Source organism: Terrabacter sp. 2YAF2 (genome assembly GCF_052114705.1).
In the GTDB taxonomy this organism is placed as follows: domain Bacteria; phylum Actinomycetota; class Actinomycetes; order Actinomycetales; family Dermatophilaceae; genus Terrabacter.
The window spans coordinates 165,664-189,537 of record NZ_JBFRFG010000001.1 but is presented as its reverse complement, the minus strand read 5'-3'; the positions used below and the strand labels follow the sequence as shown (position 1 = coordinate 189,537).

Below are 23,874 nucleotides of genomic sequence, written 5' to 3'. Positions count from 1 at the left end.
GCTTGGCTGTCACCTGTGAACCCTTCTTCGTTCCAGAGCGATGCCACGGTCCTCGGCCCCGACGAGCTGCTCCGCGTCTTCCACGACGAGACCCGCGCTCCGATCGGCGTGGGAACCGCCCAGCGTCCCATCGAGGTCGACGGGCTCGTGCGCCGCGAGTACGAGCTCGACGGCGGCCACTGGAACATGATCGAGAGTCCGGACGGCCTCGGCCCGAACCCCGACGAATGGGACGGCGTCATCGCGCGGCAGCGTGACTTCTTCGCGGAGCGGGGGCTGCGCGTCGAGTGGAAGACCTACGACTACGACGAGCCCGCCGACCTCGGCGAGCGACTCGTCGACGCCGGCTTCGTCAAGGAGGACGACGAGGCGCTCATCCTCGGCGAGGCCGCGCCCCTCGCCGCCCAGGACCTCGACCTGCCCGAGGGGGTCGTCGTGCGCGCCGCCGACTGCGACGAGGACTTCGCGCGGATGGCCGCGATGCTCGAGGTCGTCTGGGGTGAGCCGCAGGCCTGGGCCGTCGACTCCCTGCTGCCACGGTGGCGGGCCGAGCCGGCATCGATGGACGTCGTCGTGGTCGAGGAGTCGCGCGAGGGACCGGTGCTCTGCGCGGCACGCGCGGAGTACGACACGAGCGGGTTCACGGGGCTCTGGGGCGGCTCGACCCTGCCCGCGTGGCGCGGCCGCGGCCTCTACCGCGCGACCCTGCTCCACCGCGCCCGGCTCGGCCTCGAGCGCGGCAAGGACTTCGTCCGCGTCGACGCCTCACCCGACTCCGAGCCGATCCTGCGTCGCCTCGGGCTGCACCGGGTCGCGACGACGACGCCCTACGTCTTCGATCCCACGGCCTGACGGGGGCACGGTGGTGAGATGGGCACCGGGGCGGCGCTCCGCCACGGCCGCTCTGCCCGTCCTGGCCGCCGGCGCACTGGCCGCGACGACGCTGCTCGGCGCGTGCACCACGGAGAGCGCCGACCCGTCGGCGCGACGTGCCACGGCGACCACCGAGTCGACCACAGCGACGACCCGGCCCGACCCGGGGATGACCCCCGTGGAGTCCGCGGCGCGGTGCACCACGACGCGGCCCCTCACCGGCAAGGGTCGGGTGCCCCTCGACGCCGTCTTCCCCGGCGCGAGACGAGCGCGACCTCCGACCCGAAGGAGACCGTGCCGGGTCCCGACGCGACCGACCGGAGCCGGTGCCCCGGCGAGCTGCCGTCCGAGCCGCACTGCGACAGCCTCGTGCCGTGGACCGGCCTGCTCCCCGACGCGTTCGTCCCGGCGAGCGGGGCGCGTCGCCTCGTCGGCGGCTACCTCCTGACGATGCCGAAGCAGGCCGGCAACCAGGCCCCGCCCGAGAGCTCGGCCGGGACGAAGGTGGTCACCTTCAACCTCGTCGACCTCGCGCCGGGCGACCCCGGCGGTCTCGTCGACTACCTCGACGCCGCGTTCCGGGCCTGCGCGAAGGCCACGCCGAGCAGCGTCGCCGGCGTCGGCGCCCTGGTCGGGACGGTGCGCTCGGAGTACGGCGCAGGGTCGGCCGAGGTGGTCCTGCTGCGCCGCGGCACCCACCTCGTGTGGGCCGCCCTCGACGGGAGCGGCTGGGAGCAGGGGGAGCAGCAGCGGGCCCTCGCCGTGCTCGTCGCGCGCCTCCTCTGAGCGCGCGCTCACCGATGGGTGGGCACCCGTGTGCAGGCGACGGCATACGTGGCAGGATTTCCGACGAACCTTGAAAGCCGCTCACGAGACTGCAGGAGTAGCAATGCCCATCGCCACCCCCGAGGTGTATGCCGACATGCTCGACCGCGCGAAGGCCGGCTCCTTCGCGTACCCCGCCATCAACGTCTCGAGCTCGCAGACGCTGAACGCCGCGCTCAAGGGCTTCGCCGACGCCGGCTCCGACGGCATCATCCAGGTCTCGACGGGTGGGGCCGACTACCTCTCCGGCCCGAGCATCAAGAACATGGTGAGCGGCTCGCTCGCGTTCGCCGCCTACGCGCACGAGGTGGCCAAGAACTACCCCGTCAACATCGCGCTCCACACCGACCACTGCCCCAAGGACAAGCTGGACGGCTTCGTGCGCCCGCTCCTCGCGGCGAGCACCGAGCGCGTCCAGGCCGGCGGCACGCCGTGGTTCCAGTCGCACATGTGGGACGGCTCGGCCGTGCCGCTCGACGAGAACCTCCAGATCGCGCAGGAGCTGCTCGCCCTCGCCAAGGCCGCGAACGTCATCCTCGAGATCGAGGTCGGCGTCGTCGGCGGCGAGGAGGACGGCGTCGAGGGCGCCATCGACGAGAAGCTCTACTCCACCCCCGAGGACGCCATCGCCACGATCAAGGCCCTCGGCGCAGGTGAGAACGGTCGCTACCTGACGGCCCTGACCTTCGGCAACGTGCACGGCGTCTACAAGCCGGGCAACGTCAAGCTGCGTCCCGAGATCCTCCTGCAGGCCCAGCAGGCCGCCGCCAAGGAGCTCGGCCTGTCCGACGACGCGCGTCCCTTCGACCTCGTCTTCCACGGCGGCTCCGGCTCGCTGCCCGAGGAGATCTCCGCCGCCGTCGACAACGGCGTCGTCAAGATGAACGTCGACACCGACACGCAGTACGCCTTCACCCGCCGCATCGCCGACTGGATGATCTCCGGCTACGCCGGCGTGCTCAAGGTCGACGGCGAGGTCGGCAACAAGAAGCAGTACGACCCGCGCGCCTGGGGCAAGGCGGCCGAGGAGGCCATGGCCGTGCGCATCGTCGAGGCCTGCACCGCGCTCCGCTCGGCGGGCACCCACTCGTGAGCGACAACCTTCTCGGCATCCCCGAGACGCGTCTCGCCGTCGACCCGGCCGCCCAGAAGCTCGACGCCGGCGTCGACCCGGTCCAGGTGGCGGCCGCCTACCCCGCGAGCTCGCTCGCGTGGGCTGTCCTCGCCGAGGACGCGCTCGCCGACGGTGACCGCGACGTCGAGGCCTACGCGTACGCCCGGACGGGCTACCACCGGGCGCTCGACTCGCTGCGCAAGTCCGGCTGGCGGGGCCAGGGGCCCGTGCCGTGGTCGCACGAGCCGAACCGCGGCTTCCTCCGGGCGCTCGCGGCCCTCGCCCGGGCGGCCCGCGCCATCGGCGAGAGCGACGAGGAGGCCCGCTGCACGCAGTTCCTCCGCGACAGCTCGGCCGAAGGTGCCCGCGAGCTCGGCCTCTGAGGCCCGGCCGCGCCATCGCATGACGCTGTTCTGCTCCGACGTCGACGGCACGCTGCTCGACCACCGACGCACGCTCTCCGACCGCACCGTCGCCGCCATCCGGGCGGTGCGGTCGGCAGGGCACACGTTCGTGCTCTGCAGCTCGCGCATGCCGGCGTCCCTGGAGGGCCTCGAGCGACTCTGCGGCGTCGAGCCCACCCCGCTCATCGCCTACAACGGCGGTCTCGTCCTGCGCGCCGACCGCACCGTCGTGACCGACGTGCCCATCACGCCGGGCGACGCCCGGGAGGCGTATGCCGTGTGCTCGCGTCTCGGACTCCACGCGAGCTTCTTCGCCGGGGACGACTGGTACGCCTGGGGTCCCGACGAGTGGACCGAGCGCGAGGCGACGATCACGGCCGTCGACCCGAGCGACGGGTCCGCGCACGACTACATCTCGAGCGGGCGCGTCGACACGCACCCGCCGCACAAGGTGATGGCCATGGGTGACCCGGCCCTCGTCGACGACCTCGAGGCGGCGCTCGCCGGGCGCCCCGGTCTCGTGACCTACCGGTCCAAGCCGACCTACCTCGAGATCGCCAACGCCGCCTGCTCCAAGGGCGACGGACTGCGTGCCCTGGCCGAGGAGCTCGCCATCGACGTCGCCGACACCGTCTTCTTCGGCGACAACCACAACGACGTCTCGGCGTTCGCGGTGGCCGGCACGGCGGTCGCCGTGTCCAACGCCGTCGAGCCGGCGCTCGACGCCGCGACCGTCGTCACCGGTCACCACCGCGAGGACGGCGTCGCCGACTACCTCGAGGACTGGCTCGCCTCGCACTGACCGCTGCGCAGCTGGACCGGATCGGCTCGTCGCTTGCGCGCTGCACGATGGATGGCGAGGCGACCGTCGCCGCCACAACTCCGCCACAACTCCGCCGGGGCGGAGGAATCCGGGGTCGGGTGGCCCGATCCGCCTCACCTTCTCCGCCGGGGCGGAGCAATCCGGGGTCGGGTGGCCGGATCCGCCTCACCTTCTCCGCCGGGGCGGAGCAATCCGGGGTCGGGTGGCCGGATCCGCCTCACCTTCTCCGCCGGGGCGGAGGAATCGGGGGTCGGGGGGCCTGATCCGCCGCCACAACTCCGCCGGGGCGGAGAAGCCGGGTCCGGGGCACGGGCGTGCAACCGATAACCTTGCGGTTGGCTTTGACCACAACCGGAAGGCAGACCGATGCCGGCAATCGTGCTCGTCGGAGCGCAGTGGGGCGACGAGGGCAAGGGCAAGGCGACCGACCTGCTCGGCAGCAGCGTCGACTACGTCGTCAAGTTCAACGGCGGCAACAACGCCGGCCACACCGTCGTCATCGAGAAGGACGGCAAGCGCGAGAAGTACGCGCTGCACCTGCTGCCCTCCGGCATCCTCAGCCCGAACTGCGTGCCGGTCATCGGCAACGGCGTCGTCATCGACCTCGGCGTGCTCTTCGAGGAGCTCGACGGTCTCGAGGCCCGCGGCGTCGACACGAGCAAGCTGCTCGTCAGCGCCAACGCGCACGTCATCCCGAGCTACAACCGCACCATCGACAAGGTGACCGAGCGCTTCCTCGGCAAGCGCCGCATCGGCACGACCGGTCGCGGCATCGGCCCGACCTACGCCGACAAGATGAACCGCGTCGGCATCCGCATCCAGGACCTCTACGACGAGGGCATCCTGCGCCAGAAGGTCGAGGCGGCCCTGTCGCTGAAGAACCAGCTGCTCGCCAAGATCTACAACACCCGCGGGGCCGAGGTCGACGAGGTCGTCCAGGAGCTGCTGTCGTATGCCGCCCGCCTCGCTCCCATGGTCGCCGACACGAGCCTCGTGCTGAGCCAGGCGCTGGACCGGGGCGACACGGTGCTCTTCGAGGCCGGGCAGGCGACCCTGCTCGACGTCGACCACGGCACCTACCCGTACGTCACGTCGAGCAACGCCGTCTCCGCGGGCGCGTGCACCGGGTCCGGCGTGCCTCCGACGCGCATCGACTCGGTCATCGCGATCCTCAAGGCCTACACGACCCGCGTCGGCGAGGGCCCGTTCCCGACCGAGCTGCACGACGACAAGGGCGAGTTCCTCCGCAAGACCGGCGCCGAGTACGGCACGACGACCGGCCGTCCCCGCCGCTGCGGCTGGATGGACACCGTCGTCGGCCGCTACGCGACCCGGATCAACGGCGTCACCGACTTCGTCATCACCAAGCTCGACGTCCTGACCGGCCTCGACAAGGTCCCGGTCTGCGTCGCCTACGACGTGGGTGGCGTGCGCCACGACGAGATGCCGGTCAACCAGACCGACTTCCACCACGCGACCCCGATCTACGAGGAGCTCGACGGCTGGTGGGAGGACATCACCGCCTGCCGCAGCTTCGAGGACCTGCCGGCCAACGCCCAGGCGTACGTGCTGCGCGTGGAGGAGCTCATCGGCGCCCGGGTCTCGGCCATCGGCGTCGGTCCCGGCCGCGACGAGATCATCGAGCGCCACCCCCTCAAGCCGGCCGTCGCGGGCTGACGCGTCTGCGCGTCACCCGAGCACACGGCATACGAAAGCCTCTGCAACTGAAGGAAACCCATGACTGAAGAGGTCACCCCGCTCGACTGGGTCACGCGTCTGGCCGACGACGTGATCGCGGAGGCGCAGGAGCGCAACCCCGGCGAGACGATCGTCTGTGCGTCGGGGATCAGCCCGTCCGGCCCGATCCACCTCGGCAACTTCCGCGAGCTCATCACGCCGCACCTCGTCGCCGACGAGATCAAGCGGCGCGGGATCGACTGCGAGCACATCCTCAGCTGGGACGACTTCGACCGCTTCCGCCGCGTGCCGAAGAACCTTGCGGGAGTGGACGACTCGTGGGAGCAGTACATCGGTATGCCGCTGACCTCCGTGCCGCCGCCCGCCGGCTCACCGCACGCCAGCTGGGCCGAGCACTTCAAGGCGCCGCTCCTCGAGGCGATGGCCGCGACCGGCATCGAGGTGCGCCAGATCAGCCAGACCGAGCAGTACCGCGCGGGCGTCTACCGCGACCAGGTGCTGCTCGCGATGCGTGAGCGCTTCGCCATCGACAAGGTGCTGGACCAGTACCGCACGCTCGAGGCCGTCGAGGCCGCGCGTCAGAAGTCCTCCGGCAAGGGCAAGGGCGGCAAGCAGCAGAAGGCGGCGAAGCTCACCGAGGAGCAGGCCGCTGCGGCGACCGAGGCCGAGCGCGGTTCCGGTGCGGCGTCCGAGGACGACGGCAGCGAGGGCAAGGCCGGCTACTACCCGTTCAAGCCCTTCTGCAGCTCGTGCGGCACCGACTTCACGACCGTCACGGCCTACGACGACGACAGCCACGAGCTGACGTATGCCTGCACGAAGTGCGGCCACACCGAGACCGTCGACCTCGACACCTTCACCAACGGCAAGCTCGTGTGGAAGGTCGACTGGCCGATGCGCTGGGGCCACGAGCACGTGATGTTCGAGCCGTCCGGCGTCGACCACCAGAGCCCCGGCAGCAGCTTCGTCGTCGGCAAGGACCTCGCGCCGATCTTCGGCTGGGAGCGCCCGGTCGGCCCGATGTACGCCTTCGTCGGCATCGCCGGCATGGCCAAGATGAGCTCGAGCAAGGGCGGTGTGCCGATCCCGACCGACGCGCTCGAGGTCATGGAGGCGCCGGTGCTGCGCTGGCTCTACGCCCGCCGCCGGCCCAACCAGAGCTTCGACGTCGCCTTCGGGCCCGAGCTGCAGCGCCTCTACGACGAGTGGGATGCCTTGGGCCGCAAGGTCACCGACGGCTCGGCCCAGGCAGGCGACCTCGCCGCGCACCTGCGCGCCACGTCGACGGCTGCCGGTCCTCTGTCGACGACGCCGCGACCGATGCCGTTCCGCACCATCGCGTCGGTCATCGACGTCACCCAGGGTGACGAGGAGCAGGCCGTCCGCATCCTCAGCGAGCTCGAGCCCGACAACCCGGTCGGGTCCACGGACGACCTGCGCCCGCGCCTCGACTGCGCCGAGCGCTGGATGCTCGGCTACGTTCCGGCGGAGGACCGCACGATCGTGCGCACCGAGCCCGACGCCGAGCTGCTCGCCAGCCTCGACGAGCAGCAGCGGGAGTCGCTGCGCCTGCTCGTCGACGGGCTCGAGCGGCACTGGTCGCTCGACGGCCTGACCCACCTCGTCTACGGCGTGCCCAAGGTCCAGCGCGGCATCGACCCCGAGGCCAAGGTCAAGGACCCGGAGCTTTCGGCGGCCCAGCGCGCCTTCTTCGTCCTCGTCTACCGCCTGCTCGTCGGCAAGGACACCGGCCCACGGCTGCCCACGTTGCTGCTCGCCGTCGGCGCCGACCGCGTCCGCGCCCTCCTCGGCCACTGACCGATCGAAAAGAGCATCTCGCCGCCGGGCATTCGAAAGAGCGCTTCGTCGGCAAAGAATCGAAAGAGCACTTCGTCCGGACGAAATGCTCTTTCGATTGCCTGGTCGGGCGGGCCGTCGCCGGACATGGAACGGGCGAGGGGCGAGATACAGGGGGGTCGTATCTCGTCCCTCGCCCGGCGCGACGTCCATGTATGGGAGCGGGACCTCGCCGGACGCCAAGGGCCTCAGGGGGGAGAGGACGGCGGGGAGGGGGGTCCCCGTGCCTTGACGTTGACGTAATCATCCCCCCGGTTCGGGGCCGAGTCGATGAATCACGGAATCTTTGAACAAGTCTTTACCTTGGCCGAGACGCTCCCGTCCGGGCTCGTCGTTGGGTCGACTCCGGAGGCCACCGAGACCGGACCAGAGGCAGCGACTCAGGACAGAACGGTCATCCGGTGCGCCGCGCGTGTCAGCGCGACATAGAGCACGCGGACGCCGCCGGGTGACTCGCGCGTGATCTCGTCGGGGTCGACCACGACGGTCGCGTCGTACTCGAGGCCCTTCGTCGACATGGGGTCGATGACCTGCACGCGTCCCGCGCCGAGCTCGGCCACAGGAGCGAGCCGGTCAGCATGGGTCGACGGGGTGATCACCGCGATCGCGCCCTCGACCTGCGCGAGCAGCGACTCGACCGACCGCCGCACCGAGGCGAGGGCGTCGGGTCCGAGGGGCCCTTCGACGGGCTCGATCCCGGTCTCGCGCACCGCCTGCGGGATGTCGGCGTCGGGCACCTGACGCCGCACGATTTCGGCTGCGTAGTCGAAGATCTCGCGTGCGTTTCGGTAGTTGGTGTCCATGTGGAACTGCTGGCGAGCCTGAGAGCCGAAGGCCTCCTCACGCGCGGCGGTGGCCTCGGTGGTGTCGGGCCAGGAGGCCTGGGCGGCGTCACCGACGACGGTCCACGACGCATACCTCCCGCGGCGGCCGATCATCCGCCACTGCATGGGGGACAGGTCCTGGGCCTCGTCGACGAGGACGTGGGCGTACTCGTCGGGCTTGCCGATGCGCCCGGCGAGGAGCTTGTCGCGCGGGTCGGTCAGGACGAGCGGTGCGCCGGCGTCGCGAGCGGCGCTGACGACGGGCTGCACCTCGGTGACGCCGTACTGGCTGAGGTCCTCGAGCTCCTCGATCTCGTAGAAGCCGCGCTCCTCCTTGGGCGCCTCCTGGACCGGACCGACCCGGGCCGCGATGTCGTCGATGAGTGCGACGTCGGCCACCGACCAGCTGCCGGTCTCGAGGGCGAGGCGGAACGAGGCGGCCAGCGGCTCGACCTCGTCGTCCCGGAGGGTGCCGCGGGCGTGGCGTCGCACGAGCTCGGGGTCCGCGAGCCAGAGCAGCACCTCGCGCGGGTCGACCTGGGGCCACCACACCTGCATGAAGGCCTCGACGTCGAGGTGGTCCTCCCACTTGTCGAGGAACTCGGCCTTGGCGTCGCGGTCGCCGGTGACGCCGAGCGAGGCCCAGGCGGCCTCGCCGAGAGCGTCCTGCGCGGCTGCCGTGGCCGTGTTGCGCTGGTGCTGGCGCAGGACGTGCGAGCGGACGCGGTCGAGCTCTCGCGCCTCGAGCCGCACCGGGCGACCGGCGACCATGGCGCGGAACTCGGTCGGGGTGCCGGGAACCCGGCCGCGAGCGGCGGCGCCGAGCAGCGTACGGATGCGGGTCGACCCCTTCGTCCGGGCGACGGCGGGGGAGTCGAGCCGCTCGGTGTGCACGACGTCGAGGACGTCGCCGAGGGCGCGCAGGATGACGCTCTCCTCGCCGAGCGACGGGAGCACCCGCTCGATGTAGGCCGTGTAGGCACCTGAGGGGCCGACGACGAGGATGCCGCCCGACTCGAACCGGCGCCGGTCGGAGTAGAGCAGGTAGGCCGCGCGGTGCAGGGCGACGACCGTCTTGCCGGTGCCGGGGCCGCCGGTGATCTCGGTGATGCCGCGGGCGCTGGCGCGGATCGCCTCGTCCTGGTGGGACTGGATCGTGGCGACGATGTCGCGCATGCGACCGCCGCGGCTGCGGGTCAGGGCCGCCATGAGGGCCCCGTCGCCGACGACGACGAGGTCGTCCGGCGCCTCGGGGACCATGAGGTCGTCCTCGATGCCGATGACGGTGGTGCCCCGGCTGCGCAGGACGCGACGGCGCAGCACGCCCATCGGCTGGGTCGGCGTCGCGCGGTAGAAGGCCGACGCCGCGGGTGCGCGCCAGTCGATGACGAGCGGCTCGTAGTCGTCGTCGCGGACGCCGAGACGCCCGATGTAGCGGACCTCGCGGTCGCCGCCGGCGCCACCGTCCGAGTCGGAGGGCGGCCGGTGGCCGTTGCCGTTGGCGTCGACGGCCGCGGCACGCAGCATGGCGTGGTCGATGTCGAGGCGACCGAAGACGAGGCCTTCGTACTGGGTGTCGAGGGCGGTGCGTCGCTTCGCGGCGTGGAACATCAGCGCGTCACGCTCGAAGAGGGCAGCCCCCTCGGCGTCGCCGACCTCGACCTGCCGGCCGAACTGGCTGCGGGCCAGGCCCTCGGCCTGGACGCTGTCGGCGCGCACGCCGGCCTTCTCCAGCTCCTCGTGGACCCGGTCGACGTGCGCCTGCTCGACGGCGATCTCGCGGGCCAGCTCGTCGGGAATGCTCTTGGTCGACACGGGTGAGACGTCGCGCGATCCGGGCGCGCTGCTCCGCTGTGACGATGCGTTCGAAGTGCTCACTGACATCCAAGGACTCTGAGGGACGCCTCGGGCGGCGCGGGAACCATCAAGTCTACTGTCACTCCATGCCCACAAAGGCCTGTATGCCGCCAACTGGCGTGCCGCTCGTCGGGCGGTTCGTCCGGCTCGACGTGACGACCGCCGCCGACGCCGCCGGACTCTTCGCCGTCTACTCCGACCCGCGCTGCTACGAGCAGGGTTTCGCGATGATGCAGCCCCACCGGACCGTGGCCGACACGGAGGCGCTCGTCGCGGCCGCGGCGGGGGCGCGCGGGACCGACGGGACGGGCCGGACGGCATACACGATCAGGCTCGTCGCCGACGGCGACCTCGGCCCGGCGGGGACCGTCGTCGGCTCGAGCTCGCTCGGCGACGTCGACACCGGACGCGAGCACGTGCACCTCGGCTGGACGATGTACGGCTCGCACTGGTGGGGCACGCAGGTCAACCCGGAGAGCAAGCTCCTGCTCCTCGCCCACGCGTTCGAGACGTGCGGCTTCGGCCGGGTGAAGATCCAGACCGACGTCATCAACGCCCGGTCGCGGGCGGCCATCCTCAAGCTGGGGGCGGTCTTCGAGGGCGTCACTCGTCGCGACGTGCGCCGACCCGACGGCACCTGGCGGGACACCGCGGTGCACTCGATCCTCGTCGACGAGTGGCCCACGGTCCGGGCAGGCCTGCTGACGCGTCTCGGCGCACCCTAGGCTGGGCGCCGTGAAGGTCCTCGTGCTCGGCTCAGGCGCCCGTGAACACGCTCTCGTCAAGGCCGTCGCGGCCGATCCCGAGGTCGACGCGGTCATCGCCGCGCCCGGCAACCCGGGCATCGACGTCACCGCCCTCTGCGTCCCCGTCGACATCCTCGACGGGAACGCGGTCGTCGCCGTCGCGCGCGAGCACGGCGTCGACCTCGTCGTCGTCGGCCCCGAGGCACCACTCGTCGCAGGCGTCGCCGACGTATGCCGTGAGGCCGGGTTCGCCGTCTTCGGGCCCTCCGCGGAGGCGGCCCGTCTCGAGGGGAGCAAGTCCTTCGCCAAGGAGGTCATGGCCTCCGCCGACGTGCCGACGGGCCTGGCCCACGTGTGCACGACGATGGACGAGGTCGAGGCGGCTCTCGACGCGCTCGGGGCCCCGCACGTCGTCAAGGACGACGGGCTCGCCGCCGGCAAGGGCGTCGTCGTCACCGACTCGCGCGAAGTCGCCGTCGAGCACGCCCGTGCCTGTCTCGCCAAGCCGGACGGCCGGCTCGTCGTCGAGGAGTTCCTCGACGGGCCCGAGGTGTCGGTCTTCTGCATCAGCGACGGCGAGACCGTCGTCGCGCTCGCCCCCGCGCAGGACTTCAAGCGCGTGGGCGACGACGACGCCGGCCCCAACACCGGTGGCATGGGCGCCTACTCACCGCTCGACTGGGCCCCGGCGGGCCTGGCCGACGAGATCGTCCGGCGCGTGGCCCAGCCGACCATCGACGAGATGCGGCGCCGAGGCACGCCCTTCGTCGGTGTCCTCTACGTCGGCCTCGCCCTCACCGCACGCGGCCCGCGGGTCATCGAGTTCAACGCGCGCTTCGGCGACCCGGACGGCCAGGCGTCGCTCGCCCGGCTCGAGACGCCCTTCGCCCAGCTGCTCTTCGCTGCCGCCACCGGTGGTTTGGCCGACTTCGGTCGGCTCCGCTGGTCCGACGACCACGCCGTCGTGGTGGTGCTCGCCTCGGCGGGCTACCCCGCTGCCCCGCGCACCGGCGACCCCATCACCGGGCTCGACGCCGCGGCCGAGGTTCCCGGCGTCGTCGTGCTCCACGCCGGCACCGCCCGTGACGGCGACGGGTTGCTCGTCTCGGCCGGCGGGCGGGTCCTCGACGTCGTGGCGGTTGCGCCTTCGCTGGCGCAGGCCAGGAAGGCGGCCTACGACGCCGTCGCCGTCATCGAGCTCGACGGCTCGCACCACCGCACCGACATCGCGCTGCGTGCCGAGCGCAACGACATCACCATCGGAGGGGCTCGATGAGCACGCTCGACCTGCCCGGATACGTCCACGTCTACTCCGGCAAGGTGCGTGACCTCTACGCGCCGGTCGGTCCCGACGGCGAGGCGGTGCCTGATCAGCTGCTCCTCGTCGCCTCGAACCGGCTCTCGGCCTACGACTGGATGATGTCGCCCGAGATCCCCGACAAGGGCGCCGTGCTGACCCGGCTGTCCCTGTGGTGGTTCGACCAGCTGAGCGACCTCGTGCCCAACCACGTCGTGTCGACGGAGGTGCCGGAGGCGGTCGCCGGGCGGGCCGTGCTCGTGCGGAAGCTGGAGATGCTCAAGGTCGAGGCGATCGCCCGCGCCTACCTCACCGGGGGCGGGCTGGAGGAGTACCGCGACAAGGGGTCCGTCTCGGGGATCGTCCTGCCCGAAGGGCTCGTCGACGGGTCGAAGCTGCCCGAGCCGGTCTTCACGCCGACGACCAAGGCGCCCGTGGGTGAGCACGACCTGCCGATGTCGCCCGACGAGGTCGAGGCCGAGCTGGGCGCCGACGTCGCGGCCGAGGTCTCGCGGCTGACCCGCGCGATCCTGGCCCGCGGCAACGAGATCGCCGCCGAGCGCGGCATCCTCATCGCCGACACCAAGGTCGAGTTCGGGGTCTCACCCGACGGGACCGGCGGCCTCGTCCTCGCCGACGAGGTCCTGACGCCGGACTCGTCGCGGTTCTGGCCGGCAGAGCTCTGGGAGCCCGGGCACCCGCAGCCGTCCTACGACAAGCAGTTCGTGCGCGACTGGCTCACCTCGTCCGAGTCGGGCTGGGACCGCAAGGCCGGCGGCCCACCGCCGGAGCTGCCCGAGCACGTCGTCGAGCAGACGCGCGCGAAGTACGTCGAGGCCTACGAGCGCCTCACCGGCGAGACCTTCTGAGCCGCGTCGAGCACGGCATGAGTCGTGCGCACGACGAAGTCCCGCACCTCGTCGAAGCGGCTCGGTTCGGTGTCCCGACCGTCGGCGTACCACCAGTCCCGCGCCCAGACGACGAGGTCGGCGTCCTGCGGGTGACCGCCGACGAAGCGGTCGGCGGCCGCCCGCTTCGACAGCCGCTCGCGCCCGACCATCGCGCACCAGGCTCGGCACACCGAGAGGACTGAGTAGGCCTGCGCTCCAACCGTGGTCATGCTCTCGACCCAGGTGGGCCAGTCCCGGACGTGGTCGAGCAGAGCCTCGTCCACGGTGTGCTCGGGCCAGGCCGGCAGCACGTCCGTCGCCGGTGCTCCCGACAGCACCCGACCGGTCGCGCGCACCGTCGCCCACGTGAGGACCCGGTGGTTCGACGCGGGGAGGAGGTGAAGGGGCTCTCCCGGGCTGATCCGCATGATGCGGTCGTCTCGTCGGTCGGCACCGTCGACCTCCCGACCGGCGTAGGCGTCGACCGTGGACTGCGCGACGGTCTCCACCTCCACCCGCCCTCGCCATGCGCGGTGACGGTCCGCCAGCGCGGTGTGCACGGGAGCGACGGCCGCCAGCATGGTGTCGTCGGGTGGCCGCCTGACGACCGCGAGCACGTCGAGGTCGCTGCGTGAGGGGGCGAAGTCGCCGGCGACGAGTGAGCCGTGGGCATAGAGCCCGAGCAGATCATCGCCCAGCACCGCCCCGAGCCCTGCGGTCAGGTCGGCAAGCACCGCCTCGGGCCCCACGCCGCGACGCAGCACGACGCGACGGCCGAGTGCGTCCAGCCCGAGCCGTCGCTCCGTGTCGCGCAACTGCCGCAGACCGGGCCCGGGGTCGGTCAGCTCGACGAAGCCGTGCCGGGCATAGAACGGGCCGTTCCACGGCACCTCGTCGAACGTGCACAGCGTCACCGCCTCGTGCCCGCTCCGGGCCGCCCACCCGGCGGCCGCCTCCAGCAGGGCCGCCCCGACGCCGCGACGGGACGCGGACGGGTGCACCGACAGCTGCTCGAGATGGGCCTGCCCGTCGACACGTTCGAGCCGGGCGAAACCGACGACGGGGTCACCGAGGACGAGGACGGCAGCCGCACCGGCGAGCTCCTCCACGGATCCGACGCCCGGCGGGAGCGGCCCGATGCCGGCGGCCGGGAAGAGCGCGTCGGCGGCCGCCTCGAGTGCCGGGAGGTGCTCGAGGTCGCCGGGGCGGGCGGGACGCACGGCAAGGAGCATGTGACCACCCTGTCAGCCGGGGACCCCTCTGTCGTATGCGTTCTGGCCGGTCGACGACCGATCGCAACGTCACGCGGCCCCCCGGGCACACGGCATACGCCAGCGGTTCGTGCCTGCTGTGGGACGCTGAGGGGATGACCGAGCCCGTCGCCGACGCGATCTCCGAGATCCCCGCCGAGCGCTACGTGCTCCGCCAGCGGCTCACCCTGATGGTCAACCGCTACGAAATCGTCCGCGCCGACGACAACGGCAAGGAGCTCGGTCTGCTGTGCTTCGCGGAGCAGAAGCGGATGGCCGCCAAGGAGCAGGTCACCTTCTACACCGACGCCGCCAAGCAGCATCCGCTCTTCGGCTTCAAGGCCCGCCGGCGCCTCGACCTCGGGTCGACGTACGACGTCACGGACAGCCAGGGGCAGCCCATCGGCTGGTTCAAGAAGCACTTCAAGGCCTCGCTCGTGACCTCCACGTGGACGCTCGGTCTGCCCGACGGGCGCGAGCTCATCGGACAGGAGCGCAACGCCAAGGTCGCTGTCGCGCGCCGGCTCTGGGAGGTCATCCCGGTCGTCGGCGACATCCCCGGACCCTTCCTCTTCCACTTCGACTTCGTCGCCCCCGACGGGTCGCTCGCGCTCAGCTCGACGAAGCGTGCCGGCATCAAGGACGTCTACCGCGTGACGCTCCCGGCGCTCGCGGACGGGAAGCCGATCGACTGGCGCGTCGGCATGGCGATGGCCGTGGCCCTCGACGCCCTCCAGTCGCGCTGAGACGGTTGTCCTGACGGCGCCGTGGCGCCCGATAGACTCGGGCCGTCCTTCGGGACGCCACCACCGCCCATCCAGCGCAGGGAGAACCACCACTGATGGGAAGCATCGTCGTCGACGTCATGCTCAAGCCCGAGATCCTCGACCCGCAGGGACAGGCCGTCAACGGCGCCCTCCCACGGCTCGGGTTCAGCGGGTTCACGGACGTCCGCCAGGGCAAGCGCTTCGTGCTCACCGTCGACGGTGACGTGACGGACGAGCACCTCGCCGCGGCCCGCGAGGCGGCCGAGACGCTCCTGTCCAACCCCGTCATCGAGGACGTCGTCTCCGTGCGCGTCCTCGAGGACGCAGTGGACGCGAGCGGCGACACCGACGCGACTGGCGAGCCGGCGGACGCCAGCGACGCCGGCGACGCCGGCGACGCCGGCGACGCCGACGCGGCCGGCGAGCCGGGGGACGACGCGCAGTGAAGGTCGGCGTCGTCACGTTCCCCGGTTCGCTCGACGACCGTGACGCGGCGCGTGCCGTCCGCGAGTGCGGCGGCGAGGCCGTCCCGCTCTGGCACGGCGACGCGGACCTCCGGGGCGTCGACGCGGTCATCCTGCCGGGCGGGTTCTCCTACGGCGACTACCTGCGCTGCGGCGCCATCGCCCGCTTCGCGCCGGTCATGGAGGCGCTCGTGCCGGCGGCCCAGGGTGGCCTGCCCGTCCTCGGCATCTGCAACGGCTTCCAGGTGCTGACCGAGAGCCACCTGCTGCCCGGCGCGCTGATCCGCAACGACCACCGCAAGTTCAACTGCGTCGACCAGCGGCTCGTCGTCGAGAACGCCTCGACCGCGTGGACGTCCGACTTCGAGGCCGGCCAGGAGATCACGATCGTCCTCAAGAACGGCGAGGGCGGTTTCGTCGCCGACGAGAAGACGCTCGACAGGCTCGAGGGGGAGGGGCGGGTCGTCTTCCGCTACGTCCCCGACGCCGAGGGCCGCAACCCCAACGGCTCCTACCGCCACATCGCCGGCATCACCAACGAGCGTGGCAACGTCGTCGGCCTCATGCCGCACCCCGAGCACGCGGTCGAGCAGGGCTACGGCCCGAGCCTCGACGGGCGCGGGTTCTTCACCTCGATCATCAAGCAGACCCTCGAGAGCGCAGCGACCGCATGAGCGACACCCAGCAACAGTCCTCAGCCACACGTCCGGGGGGCGCACGGGGGGCGGAGCCCCCCGTGGGTCTCGACACCGTCGAGCACGCCGCATCGACGCCTGACGTCGAGCAACCGTGGGCCGAGCTCGGCCTCAAACCCGACGAGTACGCCAACATCCGCGAGATCATCGGCCGACGCCCGACGATCGCCGAGCTCGCGATGTACTCCGTCATGTGGAGCGAGCACTGCTCCTACAAGTCGAGCAAGATCCACTTCAAGCTGTGGGGCGAGAACACCACCGACGAGATGCGCGAGAAGCTCCTCGTCGGCATCGGTGAGAACGCCGGCGTCGTCGACATCGGCGACGGCTGGGCGGTGACCTTCAAGGTCGAGTCGCACAACCACCCGTCCTACGTCGAGCCCTACCAGGGCGCCGCGACCGGTGTCGGCGGCATCATCCGCGACATCATGTCGATGGGCGCGCGACCGATCGCCGTCATGGACCCGCTCCGGTTCGGCAACCTGCACCACCCCGACACCCAGCGCGTCCTGCCGGGCGTCGTCGCGGGCGTCGGTGGCTACGGCAACTGCATCGGCCTGCCCAACATCGGCGGCGAGGTCGTCTTCGACGACTGCTACCAGGGCAACCCGCTCGTCAACGCCCTGTGCGTCGGCGCGATGCGCGTCGAGGACATCCACCTCGCCAAGGCGTCCGGCGTGGGCAACAAGGTCATCCTCTTCGGCGCCCGGACCGGCGGCGACGGCATCGGAGGCGTCTCGGTCCTCGCGTCCGAGACCTTCGACGAGGGCGGCCCGACCAAGCGCCCCGCCGTGCAGGTCGGCGACCCGTTCGCCGAGAAGGTGCTCATCGAGTGCTGCCTCGACCTCTACAAGGCGGGTGTCGTCGACGGCATCCAGGACCTCGGCGGTGCCGGGCTCTCCTGTGCCACCAGCGAGCTCGCCTCCAACGGCGACGGCGGCATGCAGGTCGAGCTCGACCTCGTCCCCCTGCGCGACGCGAGCCTGCAGCCGCAGGAGATCCTCATGTCGGAGTCGCAGGAACGCATGATGGCGGTCGTCGAGCCGAAGCACCTCGAGCAGTTCATGGCCATCACCGACAAGTGGGACGTCGAGGCCACCGTCATCGGCGAGGTCACCGACGGCGACCACCTCGTCATCACCTGGCACGGCGAGGTCATCGTCGACGTGCCGCCGCGGTCGGTCGCCCACGAGGGCCCCACCTACGACCGCCCGCTGGCCCGGCCGGCATACCTCGACCAGCTCAACGCGGTCGGCGCGGCAGAGCTGGCCAAGCCCGAGTCGGGAGAGGAGATCCGGGCCCAGCTGCTGACGCTGCTCGGCTCGCCCAACCTCTGCGACAAGTCGTGGATCACCGACCAGTACGACCGCTACGTCCTCGGCAACACCGCGCTCGCCCAGCCCGACGACTCGGGCGTCGTGCGCGTCGACGAGGAGACGGGCCGCGGCGTCGCGATCTCGACCGACTGCAACAGCCGGTTCGCCAAGCTCGACCCGTATGCCGGCGCGCAGCTCGCGCTCGCCGAGGCCTACCGCAACGTGGCGACGGCCGGAGCGGCTCCGCTCGCCGTCACCGACTGCCTCAACTTCGGCTCGCCGGAGGACCCGGGTGTCATGTGGCAGTTCCGCGAGGCGATCCGCGGCATCGCCGAGGGGTGCAAGTTCCTCGGCATCCCCGTCACGGGCGGCAACGTCTCGTTCTACAACCAGACCGGGGACGTCGCGATCCACCCGACGCCCGTCATCGGCGTGCTCGGGGTCATGGACGACGTCTCCAAGCGGTCCGGCTCCGGCTTCCGCAGCGACGACGCGCACGTCTACCTCCTCGGCACCACCCGTGACGAGCTCGACGGGTCCGAGTGGGCGCATGTCGTCCACAAGCACCTCGGTGGCCTGCCGCCGAAGGTCGACCTGGCGGCCGAGCAGGCGCTCGGCCGGGTCCTCGTCGAGGCCGCCCGCACCGGTGTGGTCGAGGCGGCCCACGACCTGTCCGAGGGTGGCCTTGCCATCGCGCTCGCCGAGGCGTGCATGCGTCACGGCGTCGGCGTGACCGTCGACGGTCTGGACCGGGTCGGCGCCGACGCCGAGGGCAACCCGCTCGACGTGTTCACGGCGCTCTTCTCCGAGTCGAGCGCCCGCGCCCTCGTCGCGGTGCCGGCGGGGCACGCCGCCGAGTTCGAGGCGATGCTCGGCGACGTGCCGCACGCCAGGATCGGCGTCACCGGTGGACGCGACCTCGACATCGTCGGCCACTTCGCCGTCTCCGTGGCCGAGATGAAGTCGGCCCACGAGTTCACGCTGCCCGCGGTCTTCGGCGGCTGACCCCGGCCAGGCTCAGCGAGCCCGCCACTTCCCGGCCTCGGGAGGTGGCGGGCTCTGCATTCCCTGCTCGTCGAAGGGCTTTGCTCCGGCGAGCAGTCTCGCGAGCGCGGCTCCTTCACGCAGGCCGGTCGGGAGGTTTGCTCGGGCGACGTCGCGACGCAGGGCCTCGACCGGCAGCGGCGCGGCGCTCGCGACGAGCACCGAGTTGCCGAAGCGCCGGCCCTTGAGCACCTCGTGGGTCGCGATGACGGCCACGTGCGGCAGCGACGTGGCCACGGTCGCGACGACCCTTGCGACCCAACGCATCCCGGGCTCGTCGGCAAGGTTCCAGAGGGCCGTTCCCGTCGGCCTGAGCGCCCGCGCGACCTCCTGGGCGTATGCCGTCCCGACGAGCTCCGCGGGCACCCGCCCTCCCGCGTAGGCATCCGTGACGACGACGTCGGCCGAATCGTCCTTGAGGGCCCGGACCCCGGCCAGCCCGTCGACCGCGCGCACGCGGATGCGGTGGCGCCGGGGGAGTGGGACCTCGCGGCGGACGAGGTCGGTGAGGGCCTCATCCGGCTCGAGGACGATCTGCGGAGATCCCGGACGAGTGGCCTCGACCCAGCGGGGCAGGGTGAGGCCGGCACCACCGACGTGCGTGACGCCCAGGGGAGCGGGCGGGTCGGGCGGCATGGCGTCGATGGCGAGCGCGAGGTGCTGGACGTACTCGAAGACGAGCAGCGTCGGGTCGTCGGGCTGCACGTGCGACTGCGGCGAGCCGTCCATGTGCACGGTCACGCCGCCCCGCCCGTCCCACTCCAGGGTGACGTGCTCTGCCGCAGGCGATCCCGTGCTCACCGGACCAGCGTAGGTGGCCGCGGCGTCAGGACCCCATGACGTTGGTGCCGTCCGACAGCACGGGGGAGATCATGCCGAAGATGTTGTGGTCCGGGTCCTGGAGGTAGGCGAGGCGACCGACCCCCGGCATGTCGGACGGGGCGAGAGCCTCCGTCCCACCGAGCTCGAGGCCCTTCGCGAAGAGCCCGTCGACGTCGTCGACGCCGATCACGATGTTGGCACCGTTGACCGCGCCGCCGACCTCCGGGGCCGGTCCCTGACGTCGGGTCAGGCCGCCGTTGATGCCGTTCCCCCCGCCCGATGGGGTGATGGCGCCCTCCCCGGTGTCGATGGACCAGTAGTCCATCTCGCCGAACCGCTGGAACGACCAGCCCATCAGCTGCGAGTAGAACGCGATGAGGCGGTCGGGGTCCGAGGCATGGATCTCGAAGTGGACGACGAGGTTCGACATGGCTGCTCCTTCCGAGGACATGTTCCGACGCTACGACCCACCGCCGACGGCCACACTGCGCATGGAGAAAGCCGGGGCCGCGGCACTACGGTCGGGGGATGCGATTCGGCCTGACGATCCTGCCCGAGCACCCGTGGTCCGAGGCGGCGCCGATGTGGCGCGAGGCCGAGCAGATGGGCTTCGACCATGCGTGGACCTTCGACCACGTGACGTGGGGTGGCCTGCCCGAGTCGCCATGGTTCGCTGCGGTGCCGACGCTCGCCGCGGCGGCTGCCGTCACCGACCGGATCGGCCTCGGCACCTTCGTGTCCTCGCCCAACAACCACCACCCGGTGCAGCTCATGCGCGAGGTGCTGGCCCTCCATGACATCTCGGGCGGTCGCTTCCTGCTCGGCATCGGCTCCGGCGGCGACATCGACGCACGCATCCTGGGCGAGGACCTGCCCCTCCGCGACCGGGTCGCCCGGTTCCACGAGTTCACCCGCCTGCTCGACCGGCTCCTGACCGAGGACCACGTCACGGCTGACGGGCGCTTCTACGCGGCCCGCGACGTGCGCACCCTGCCCGGCCCGGTCCGCGGGGACGACGCCGGCAGCCGGGTGCCGCTCGTCGTCGCGGCCAACGGGCCGCGGTCGATCGACCTCGCGGTCGAGCGGGGCGACGCGTGGATGACCTACGGAGGGAACGCCGACACCGACGAGGAGTGGTGGGCCCTGGTGGCCGGCCACAGCCGCCGGGTCGACGAGGCGCTCGAGGCGGCCGGCCGGCAGGCGAGCGGCTTCGGGCGGTACCTCAACCTCGACTCCGCGCCCACCTTCTCGCTGACGAGCGCCGCCGTGTTCGAGGATGCCGTCGGTCGCGCTGCAGGTCTCGGCTTCACCGACGTCATCACCCACTGGCCGCGTGCGACCGAGCCGTTCCGCGGCACCCGCGACGTCCTCGACGTGGTCGCCTCCGACGTCATCCCGCGGCTGCGCTGAGGGGGCGTCGCGGCCTCAGGGCTCTGAGTCGCGCCTTTTCTCCGCCGGGGCGGAGTTGTTGTGGCCCTGGGGTCCCGAGTCGCGCCTTGTCTCCGCCGGGGCGGAGTTGTTGTGGTCCTAGGGTCCTGAATCGCGCCTTGTCTCCGCCGGGGCGGAGTTGTTGTGGTCCTAGGGTTCTGAATCGCGCCTTGTCTCCGCCGGGGCGGAGTTGTTGTGGTCCTAGGGTTCTGAATCGCGCCTTTTCTCCGCCGGGGCGGAGTTGTTGTGGTCCCAGGGCTCTGAGTCGCGCCTCTTCCGCCAGGGCGGAGTTGTCGGGGGCGGGGCCCCGGACGGTGGTGGCGCTGGCTGGCGTATGCCGTCAGGCCGCTTCGGGCGCGCAGGCACCGTCGCGCCCGACCGCGCCTTTCGAACTGCGCGCGACGACCTTGGGACGGAAGACGTGCTCCGCGACTGGCCCCGGGACGCGGCGTCGGTGCGCGCCGATAACCTGCGAGGTATGCCGCCGCGTCGCCGTACCCCTGTCGCCGAGGGACACGCTGCCCTGGAGGCGTGCCGGGCGGCCCGCTGGGCAGCTGACCGTCGCACGACGGCCACCGCGGTCCGCTACACGCTCGAGGAGCTCGCAACCATCGCCCCGGGCCGCACTGTGGAGGTGCGGGTGCCGCCGCACGGCGCCGTGCAGTGCATCGAGGGCCCGGTCCACACCCGTGGCACGCCGCCCAACGTCATCGAGACCGACGCTGCGACGTGGCTGCGCCTCGCGGTCGGCGACCTGACGTGGGAGGCCGCGACGGGCGGTGCGCTCGTGCGCGCGAGCGGTCAGCGCGCCCACCTCGACGGCCTGCTGCCGCTCGCCTCGCTTAGGCTGGACCCGTGACCCAGTCGCCGAACACCCCGCCGCACACGCGCGCAGAGCGTCCCCGCATCCCGAACTTCAAGCGCTTCCTCATCACGGGCGCCGTCCTCGGCTTCATCGTCGGCGCCGCCATCTCGATCATGGGCGACGAGGTCCAGGGCTACACGACGACCACCGGGGCGCTCTACATCGGCGCGCTCGGTGCCTTCCTCGGCACCGGCCTGGCCGGTGTGCTCGGGATCCTCCTCGACCGCTCCGGTCGCGACCAGCCGTGACCCCGGCGGCCGGCGACGGCTCGGCACGCCCGGGGCCGCTCGCTGGTGTGCGCGTGGTCGAGCTCGCCGGCATCGGTCCGGCGCCCTTCGCGGCGATGCTCCTCGCCGACCTCGGCGCCGACGTCATCCGCGTCGACCGGCCCGGTGAGCCCGCGCTGCCGGTCCCGCTTCCGCCCGAGGCCGACCTGCTCCGCCGCGGACGACCCTCCGTCGGCCTCGACCTCAAGCACCCCGAGGGCCTCGCCACCGCGCTCGCCCTCGTCGAGCGCGCCGACGTGCTCCTGGAGGGTTACCGCCCCGGCGTCGCCGAGCGGCTCGGCCTGGGCCCGGACGACTGCCTCGCCCGCAACCCGCGGCTCGTCTACGGCCGGATGACCGGCTGGGGCCAGGACGGTCCGCTCGCCCAGGCGGCGGGTCACGACATCGGCTACGTCGCCCTCACCGGTGCCCTGCACGCCATCGGCCGCGCCGGCGGACCACCCCAGGTGCCGGTCAACCTCGTCGGCGACTTCGGCGGCGGCGCGCTCTACCTCGTCGTCGGGGTGCTCGCCGCCCTGCTCGAGTCGCGCACGAGCGGCTGCGGCCAGGTCGTCGACGCCGCCATCGTCGACGGCACGGCCCACCTCTCCTCGCTCGTCGTCGGCCTCGTCTCGGCCGGCCTCTGGTCCGACCGCCGCGGCACCAACCTCCTCGACACCGGCGCCCCCTTCTACGACGTCTACGAGACGAGCGACGGCGGCTGGCTCGCCGTCGGTCCGCTCGAGCCCGCGTTCTACGCCGAGCTGCTGCGCCTGCTCGACCTCACCGACAGCGCTCCCGACCGGCTCGACCCCGGCGAGTGGCCGGCCCTGCGCGCCCTGCTCGCCGACACCTTCCGCACCCGGACGCGCGACGAGTGGGCCGCCCTCCTCGAGGGCACCGACGCGTGCGTCGCGCCCGTCCTCAGCTACGCCGAGGCACCTGCGCACCCGCACCTCGCCGCCCGCGGCACCTACGTCGAGCACCACGGCGTCGTCCAGCCGGCACCCGCGCCGCGCTTCTCCCGCACCCCGGCCGCGCTCGGCACCCCGCCGTCCACCCCGGCCGCCGACACCCGGTCGGCCCTCGGGGCGTGGGGCATCGACGACGTCGACGCCCTCATCGCCACCGGCGCCGCGATCCAGCCATGAGGCTCTTCGTCGCCGTCGTCCCACCCGACGACGTCCTCGACGACCTCGAGGCCCACCTCGAGCCGCGGCGCGAGGCCAGTCCCGAGATCCGCTGGACCGACCGGCACCAGTGGCACGTCACCCTCGCCTTTTTCGGGGCCGTTCCCGAGCGACGCCTCGACGACCTGACCGAGGCGCTCGCCCGGTCCGCGGCACGCCGTCACCCGCTCGTCCTGCGCCTCGCCGGGGCCGGCGCCTTCCCGAACCCGTATGCCGCGCGCGTGCTGTGGGCCGGCGTCGAGCAGGTGCGCGGTGACCTCGTGGCCGTGGCGGGCGGCATACGCAATGCCTCGAGCTCGGTGGGAGCGACGCCCGACGGCACGCGCTTCTCCCCGCACGTCACGCTCGGCCGCTTCCACCGGCCGACGGAGGCGACCCGGTGGATCCGCGCGCTCGACGCCTGGGAAGGCCCGGCCTGGCGGGCCCCGCACCTCGCGCTCGTGGAGTCGCACCTGGGGGAGGGGCGCGGGCGGCGGCCGCGCTACGAGGTGCTCGCCGAGCTGGCGCTGCGCGGCCAACCGCCCACGAGCTGATCGCGGCGGGTGTGGGAGACTGGGCG

General features: G+C 72.2%; 22 protein-coding genes and 1 pseudogene. 19 read left to right on the top strand and 4 right to left on the bottom strand.

Features of this window, described 5'->3' with window-relative positions; translation table 11 throughout:
* The first annotated feature begins 15 nt into the window (after positions 1-15).
* The 7 genes from AB4030_RS00890 (at position 16) to lysS (ending at position 7,555) form a co-directional block, all read left to right on the top strand.
* On the top strand, positions 16-852 hold the full coding sequence (locus AB4030_RS00890) for a GNAT family N-acetyltransferase (protein WP_442277284.1): 837 nt from the start codon (positions 16-18) through the stop codon (positions 850-852).
* Between the two features lie 315 nt (positions 853-1,167).
* Positions 1,168-1,659 (top strand): hypothetical protein, encoded by a 492-nt coding sequence (locus AB4030_RS00885; RefSeq protein ID WP_442277283.1) that lies wholly within the window; start codon positions 1,168-1,170, stop codon positions 1,657-1,659.
* Between the two features lie 103 nt (positions 1,660-1,762).
* Positions 1,763-2,791 carry a class II fructose-bisphosphate aldolase gene (gene fbaA, locus AB4030_RS00880; protein ID WP_442277282.1) on the top strand — a complete coding sequence of 343 codons (1,029 nt, stop codon included), beginning with the start codon at positions 1,763-1,765 and terminating at the stop codon, positions 2,789-2,791.
* Positions 2,788-3,195 carry a DUF3151 domain-containing protein gene (locus tag AB4030_RS00875; RefSeq protein WP_442277281.1) on the top strand — a complete coding sequence of 136 codons (408 nt, stop codon included), beginning with the start codon at positions 2,788-2,790 and terminating at the stop codon, positions 3,193-3,195. The genes fbaA and AB4030_RS00875 overlap by 4 nt, the downstream gene beginning before the upstream one ends.
* 19 nt (positions 3,196-3,214) lie before the next feature.
* Positions 3,215-4,018, top strand: coding sequence for a Cof-type HAD-IIB family hydrolase (locus AB4030_RS00870; RefSeq protein ID WP_442277280.1), 804 nt, complete (start codon positions 3,215-3,217; stop codon positions 4,016-4,018).
* Positions 4,019-4,405: 387 nt separating this feature from the next.
* Complete coding sequence (locus AB4030_RS00865) at positions 4,406-5,716, top strand: adenylosuccinate synthase (RefSeq protein ID WP_442277279.1); 1,311 nt, start codon at positions 4,406-4,408, stop codon at positions 5,714-5,716.
* Between the two features lie 60 nt (positions 5,717-5,776).
* A complete protein-coding gene (lysS, locus tag AB4030_RS00860) occupies positions 5,777-7,555 on the top strand; it encodes a lysine--tRNA ligase (protein WP_442277278.1) in 1,779 nt (592 codons plus the stop codon).
* Positions 7,556-7,974: 419 nt separating this feature from the next.
* Here the strand turns inward: lysS and AB4030_RS00855 are convergent, their stop codons facing one another.
* Positions 7,975-10,233: a HelD family protein gene (locus tag AB4030_RS00855; protein WP_442277277.1), complete on the bottom strand. Its 2,259-nt coding sequence runs from the start codon at positions 10,231-10,233 to the stop codon at positions 7,975-7,977.
* A gap of 128 nt (positions 10,234-10,361) precedes the next feature.
* Between AB4030_RS00855 and AB4030_RS00850 the strand changes: the two genes are divergently transcribed.
* The 3 genes from AB4030_RS00850 to AB4030_RS00840 are packed head-to-tail and all read left to right on the top strand — an operon-like array spanning position 10,362 to position 13,187.
* Entirely contained in the window at positions 10,362-11,000 is a 639-nt protein-coding gene (locus AB4030_RS00850) for a GNAT family N-acetyltransferase (RefSeq protein ID WP_442277276.1), read from the top strand.
* Positions 11,001-11,010: 10 nt separating this feature from the next.
* Positions 11,011-12,297, top strand: coding sequence for a phosphoribosylamine--glycine ligase (gene purD / locus AB4030_RS00845; protein WP_442277275.1), 1,287 nt, complete (start codon positions 11,011-11,013; stop codon positions 12,295-12,297).
* Positions 12,294-13,187: a phosphoribosylaminoimidazolesuccinocarboxamide synthase gene (locus tag AB4030_RS00840; RefSeq protein WP_442277274.1), complete on the top strand. Its 894-nt coding sequence runs from the start codon at positions 12,294-12,296 to the stop codon at positions 13,185-13,187. The genes purD and AB4030_RS00840 overlap by 4 nt, the downstream gene beginning before the upstream one ends.
* Here AB4030_RS00840 and AB4030_RS00835 read toward each other — a convergent pair.
* Complete coding sequence (locus AB4030_RS00835) at positions 13,157-14,440, bottom strand: GNAT family N-acetyltransferase (RefSeq protein WP_442277273.1); 1,284 nt, start codon at positions 14,438-14,440, stop codon at positions 13,157-13,159. The genes AB4030_RS00840 and AB4030_RS00835 overlap by 31 nt on opposite strands.
* 134 nt (positions 14,441-14,574) lie before the next feature.
* Between AB4030_RS00835 and AB4030_RS00830 the strand changes: the two genes are divergently transcribed.
* The 4 genes and pseudogenes from AB4030_RS00830 (at position 14,575) to purL (ending at position 18,705) form a co-directional block, all read left to right on the top strand.
* Positions 14,575-15,204 carry a hypothetical protein gene (locus tag AB4030_RS00830; protein ID WP_442277272.1) on the top strand — a complete coding sequence of 210 codons (630 nt, stop codon included), beginning with the start codon at positions 14,575-14,577 and terminating at the stop codon, positions 15,202-15,204.
* 95 nt (positions 15,205-15,299) lie between these two features.
* A pseudogene (gene purS / locus AB4030_RS00825) lies at positions 15,300-15,548 on the top strand (phosphoribosylformylglycinamidine synthase subunit PurS); the annotation flags it as partial.
* Between the two features lie 119 nt (positions 15,549-15,667).
* Positions 15,668-16,363, top strand: coding sequence for a phosphoribosylformylglycinamidine synthase subunit PurQ (gene purQ / locus AB4030_RS00820; protein WP_442277271.1), 696 nt, complete (start codon positions 15,668-15,670; stop codon positions 16,361-16,363).
* Positions 16,360-18,705 carry a phosphoribosylformylglycinamidine synthase subunit PurL gene (gene purL / locus AB4030_RS00815; RefSeq protein ID WP_442277270.1) on the top strand — a complete coding sequence of 782 codons (2,346 nt, stop codon included), beginning with the start codon at positions 16,360-16,362 and terminating at the stop codon, positions 18,703-18,705. The genes purQ and purL overlap by 4 nt, the downstream gene beginning before the upstream one ends.
* 12 nt (positions 18,706-18,717) lie before the next feature.
* Here the strand turns inward: purL and AB4030_RS00810 are convergent, their stop codons facing one another.
* Positions 18,718-19,473, bottom strand: a complete 756-nt coding sequence (locus tag AB4030_RS00810; RefSeq protein WP_442277683.1) for a spermidine synthase — start codon at positions 19,471-19,473, stop codon at positions 18,718-18,720.
* A gap of 97 nt (positions 19,474-19,570) precedes the next feature.
* The gene (locus AB4030_RS00805; RefSeq protein WP_442277269.1) at positions 19,571-19,996 is read right to left on the bottom strand and encodes a VOC family protein; all 426 of its coding nucleotides are present in this window, start codon (positions 19,994-19,996) and stop codon (positions 19,571-19,573) included.
* A 98-nt stretch (positions 19,997-20,094) separates the two neighbouring features.
* Here AB4030_RS00805 and AB4030_RS00800 point away from each other — a divergent pair, with 98 nt between their 5' ends.
* From AB4030_RS00800 to thpR, 5 genes are all read left to right on the top strand, one after another.
* Positions 20,095-20,976 carry an LLM class flavin-dependent oxidoreductase gene (locus tag AB4030_RS00800; RefSeq protein WP_442277268.1) on the top strand — a complete coding sequence of 294 codons (882 nt, stop codon included), beginning with the start codon at positions 20,095-20,097 and terminating at the stop codon, positions 20,974-20,976.
* 496 nt (positions 20,977-21,472) lie between these two features.
* Positions 21,473-21,853 carry a sterol carrier family protein gene (locus AB4030_RS00795; RefSeq protein ID WP_442277267.1) on the top strand — a complete coding sequence of 127 codons (381 nt, stop codon included), beginning with the start codon at positions 21,473-21,475 and terminating at the stop codon, positions 21,851-21,853.
* Positions 21,850-22,107 (top strand): hypothetical protein, encoded by a 258-nt coding sequence (locus AB4030_RS00790; protein WP_442277266.1) that lies wholly within the window; start codon positions 21,850-21,852, stop codon positions 22,105-22,107. The genes AB4030_RS00795 and AB4030_RS00790 overlap by 4 nt, the downstream gene beginning before the upstream one ends.
* 53 nt (positions 22,108-22,160) lie before the next feature.
* Positions 22,161-23,276 (top strand): CaiB/BaiF CoA transferase family protein, encoded by a 1,116-nt coding sequence (locus tag AB4030_RS00785; RefSeq protein WP_442277265.1) that lies wholly within the window; start codon positions 22,161-22,163, stop codon positions 23,274-23,276.
* Positions 23,273-23,848 (top strand): RNA 2',3'-cyclic phosphodiesterase, encoded by a 576-nt coding sequence (thpR, locus tag AB4030_RS00780; protein ID WP_442277264.1) that lies wholly within the window; start codon positions 23,273-23,275, stop codon positions 23,846-23,848. The genes AB4030_RS00785 and thpR overlap by 4 nt, the downstream gene beginning before the upstream one ends.
* Positions 23,849-23,874: the final 26 nt, after the last annotated feature.

Coding starts and splice junctions, on each gene's coding strand:
- fbaA (WP_442277282.1), top strand. CDS start 1,763: ATGCCCATCGCCACCCCCGAGGTGTATGCCGACATGCTCGACCGCGCG.
- AB4030_RS00870 (WP_442277280.1), top strand. CDS start 3,215: ATGACGCTGTTCTGCTCCGACGTCGACGGCACGCTGCTCGACCACCGA.
- AB4030_RS00865 (WP_442277279.1), top strand. CDS start 4,406: ATGCCGGCAATCGTGCTCGTCGGAGCGCAGTGGGGCGACGAGGGCAAG.
- lysS (WP_442277278.1), top strand. CDS start 5,777: ATGACTGAAGAGGTCACCCCGCTCGACTGGGTCACGCGTCTGGCCGAC.
- AB4030_RS00850 (WP_442277276.1), top strand. CDS start 10,362: ATGCCCACAAAGGCCTGTATGCCGCCAACTGGCGTGCCGCTCGTCGGG.
- AB4030_RS00840 (WP_442277274.1), top strand. CDS start 12,294: ATGAGCACGCTCGACCTGCCCGGATACGTCCACGTCTACTCCGGCAAG.
- AB4030_RS00835 (WP_442277273.1), bottom strand. CDS start 14,440: ATGCTCCTTGCCGTGCGTCCCGCCCGCCCCGGCGACCTCGAGCACCTC.
- AB4030_RS00830 (WP_442277272.1), top strand. CDS start 14,575: ATGACCGAGCCCGTCGCCGACGCGATCTCCGAGATCCCCGCCGAGCGC.
- purL (WP_442277270.1), top strand. CDS start 16,360: ATGAGCGACACCCAGCAACAGTCCTCAGCCACACGTCCGGGGGGCGCA.
- AB4030_RS00810 (WP_442277683.1), bottom strand. CDS start 19,473: ATGGACGGCTCGCCGCAGTCGCACGTGCAGCCCGACGACCCGACGCTG.
- AB4030_RS00805 (WP_442277269.1), bottom strand. CDS start 19,996: ATGTCGAACCTCGTCGTCCACTTCGAGATCCATGCCTCGGACCCCGAC.
- AB4030_RS00800 (WP_442277268.1), top strand. CDS start 20,095: ATGCGATTCGGCCTGACGATCCTGCCCGAGCACCCGTGGTCCGAGGCG.
- AB4030_RS00795 (WP_442277267.1), top strand. CDS start 21,473: ATGCCGCCGCGTCGCCGTACCCCTGTCGCCGAGGGACACGCTGCCCTG.
- thpR (WP_442277264.1), top strand. CDS start 23,273: ATGAGGCTCTTCGTCGCCGTCGTCCCACCCGACGACGTCCTCGACGAC.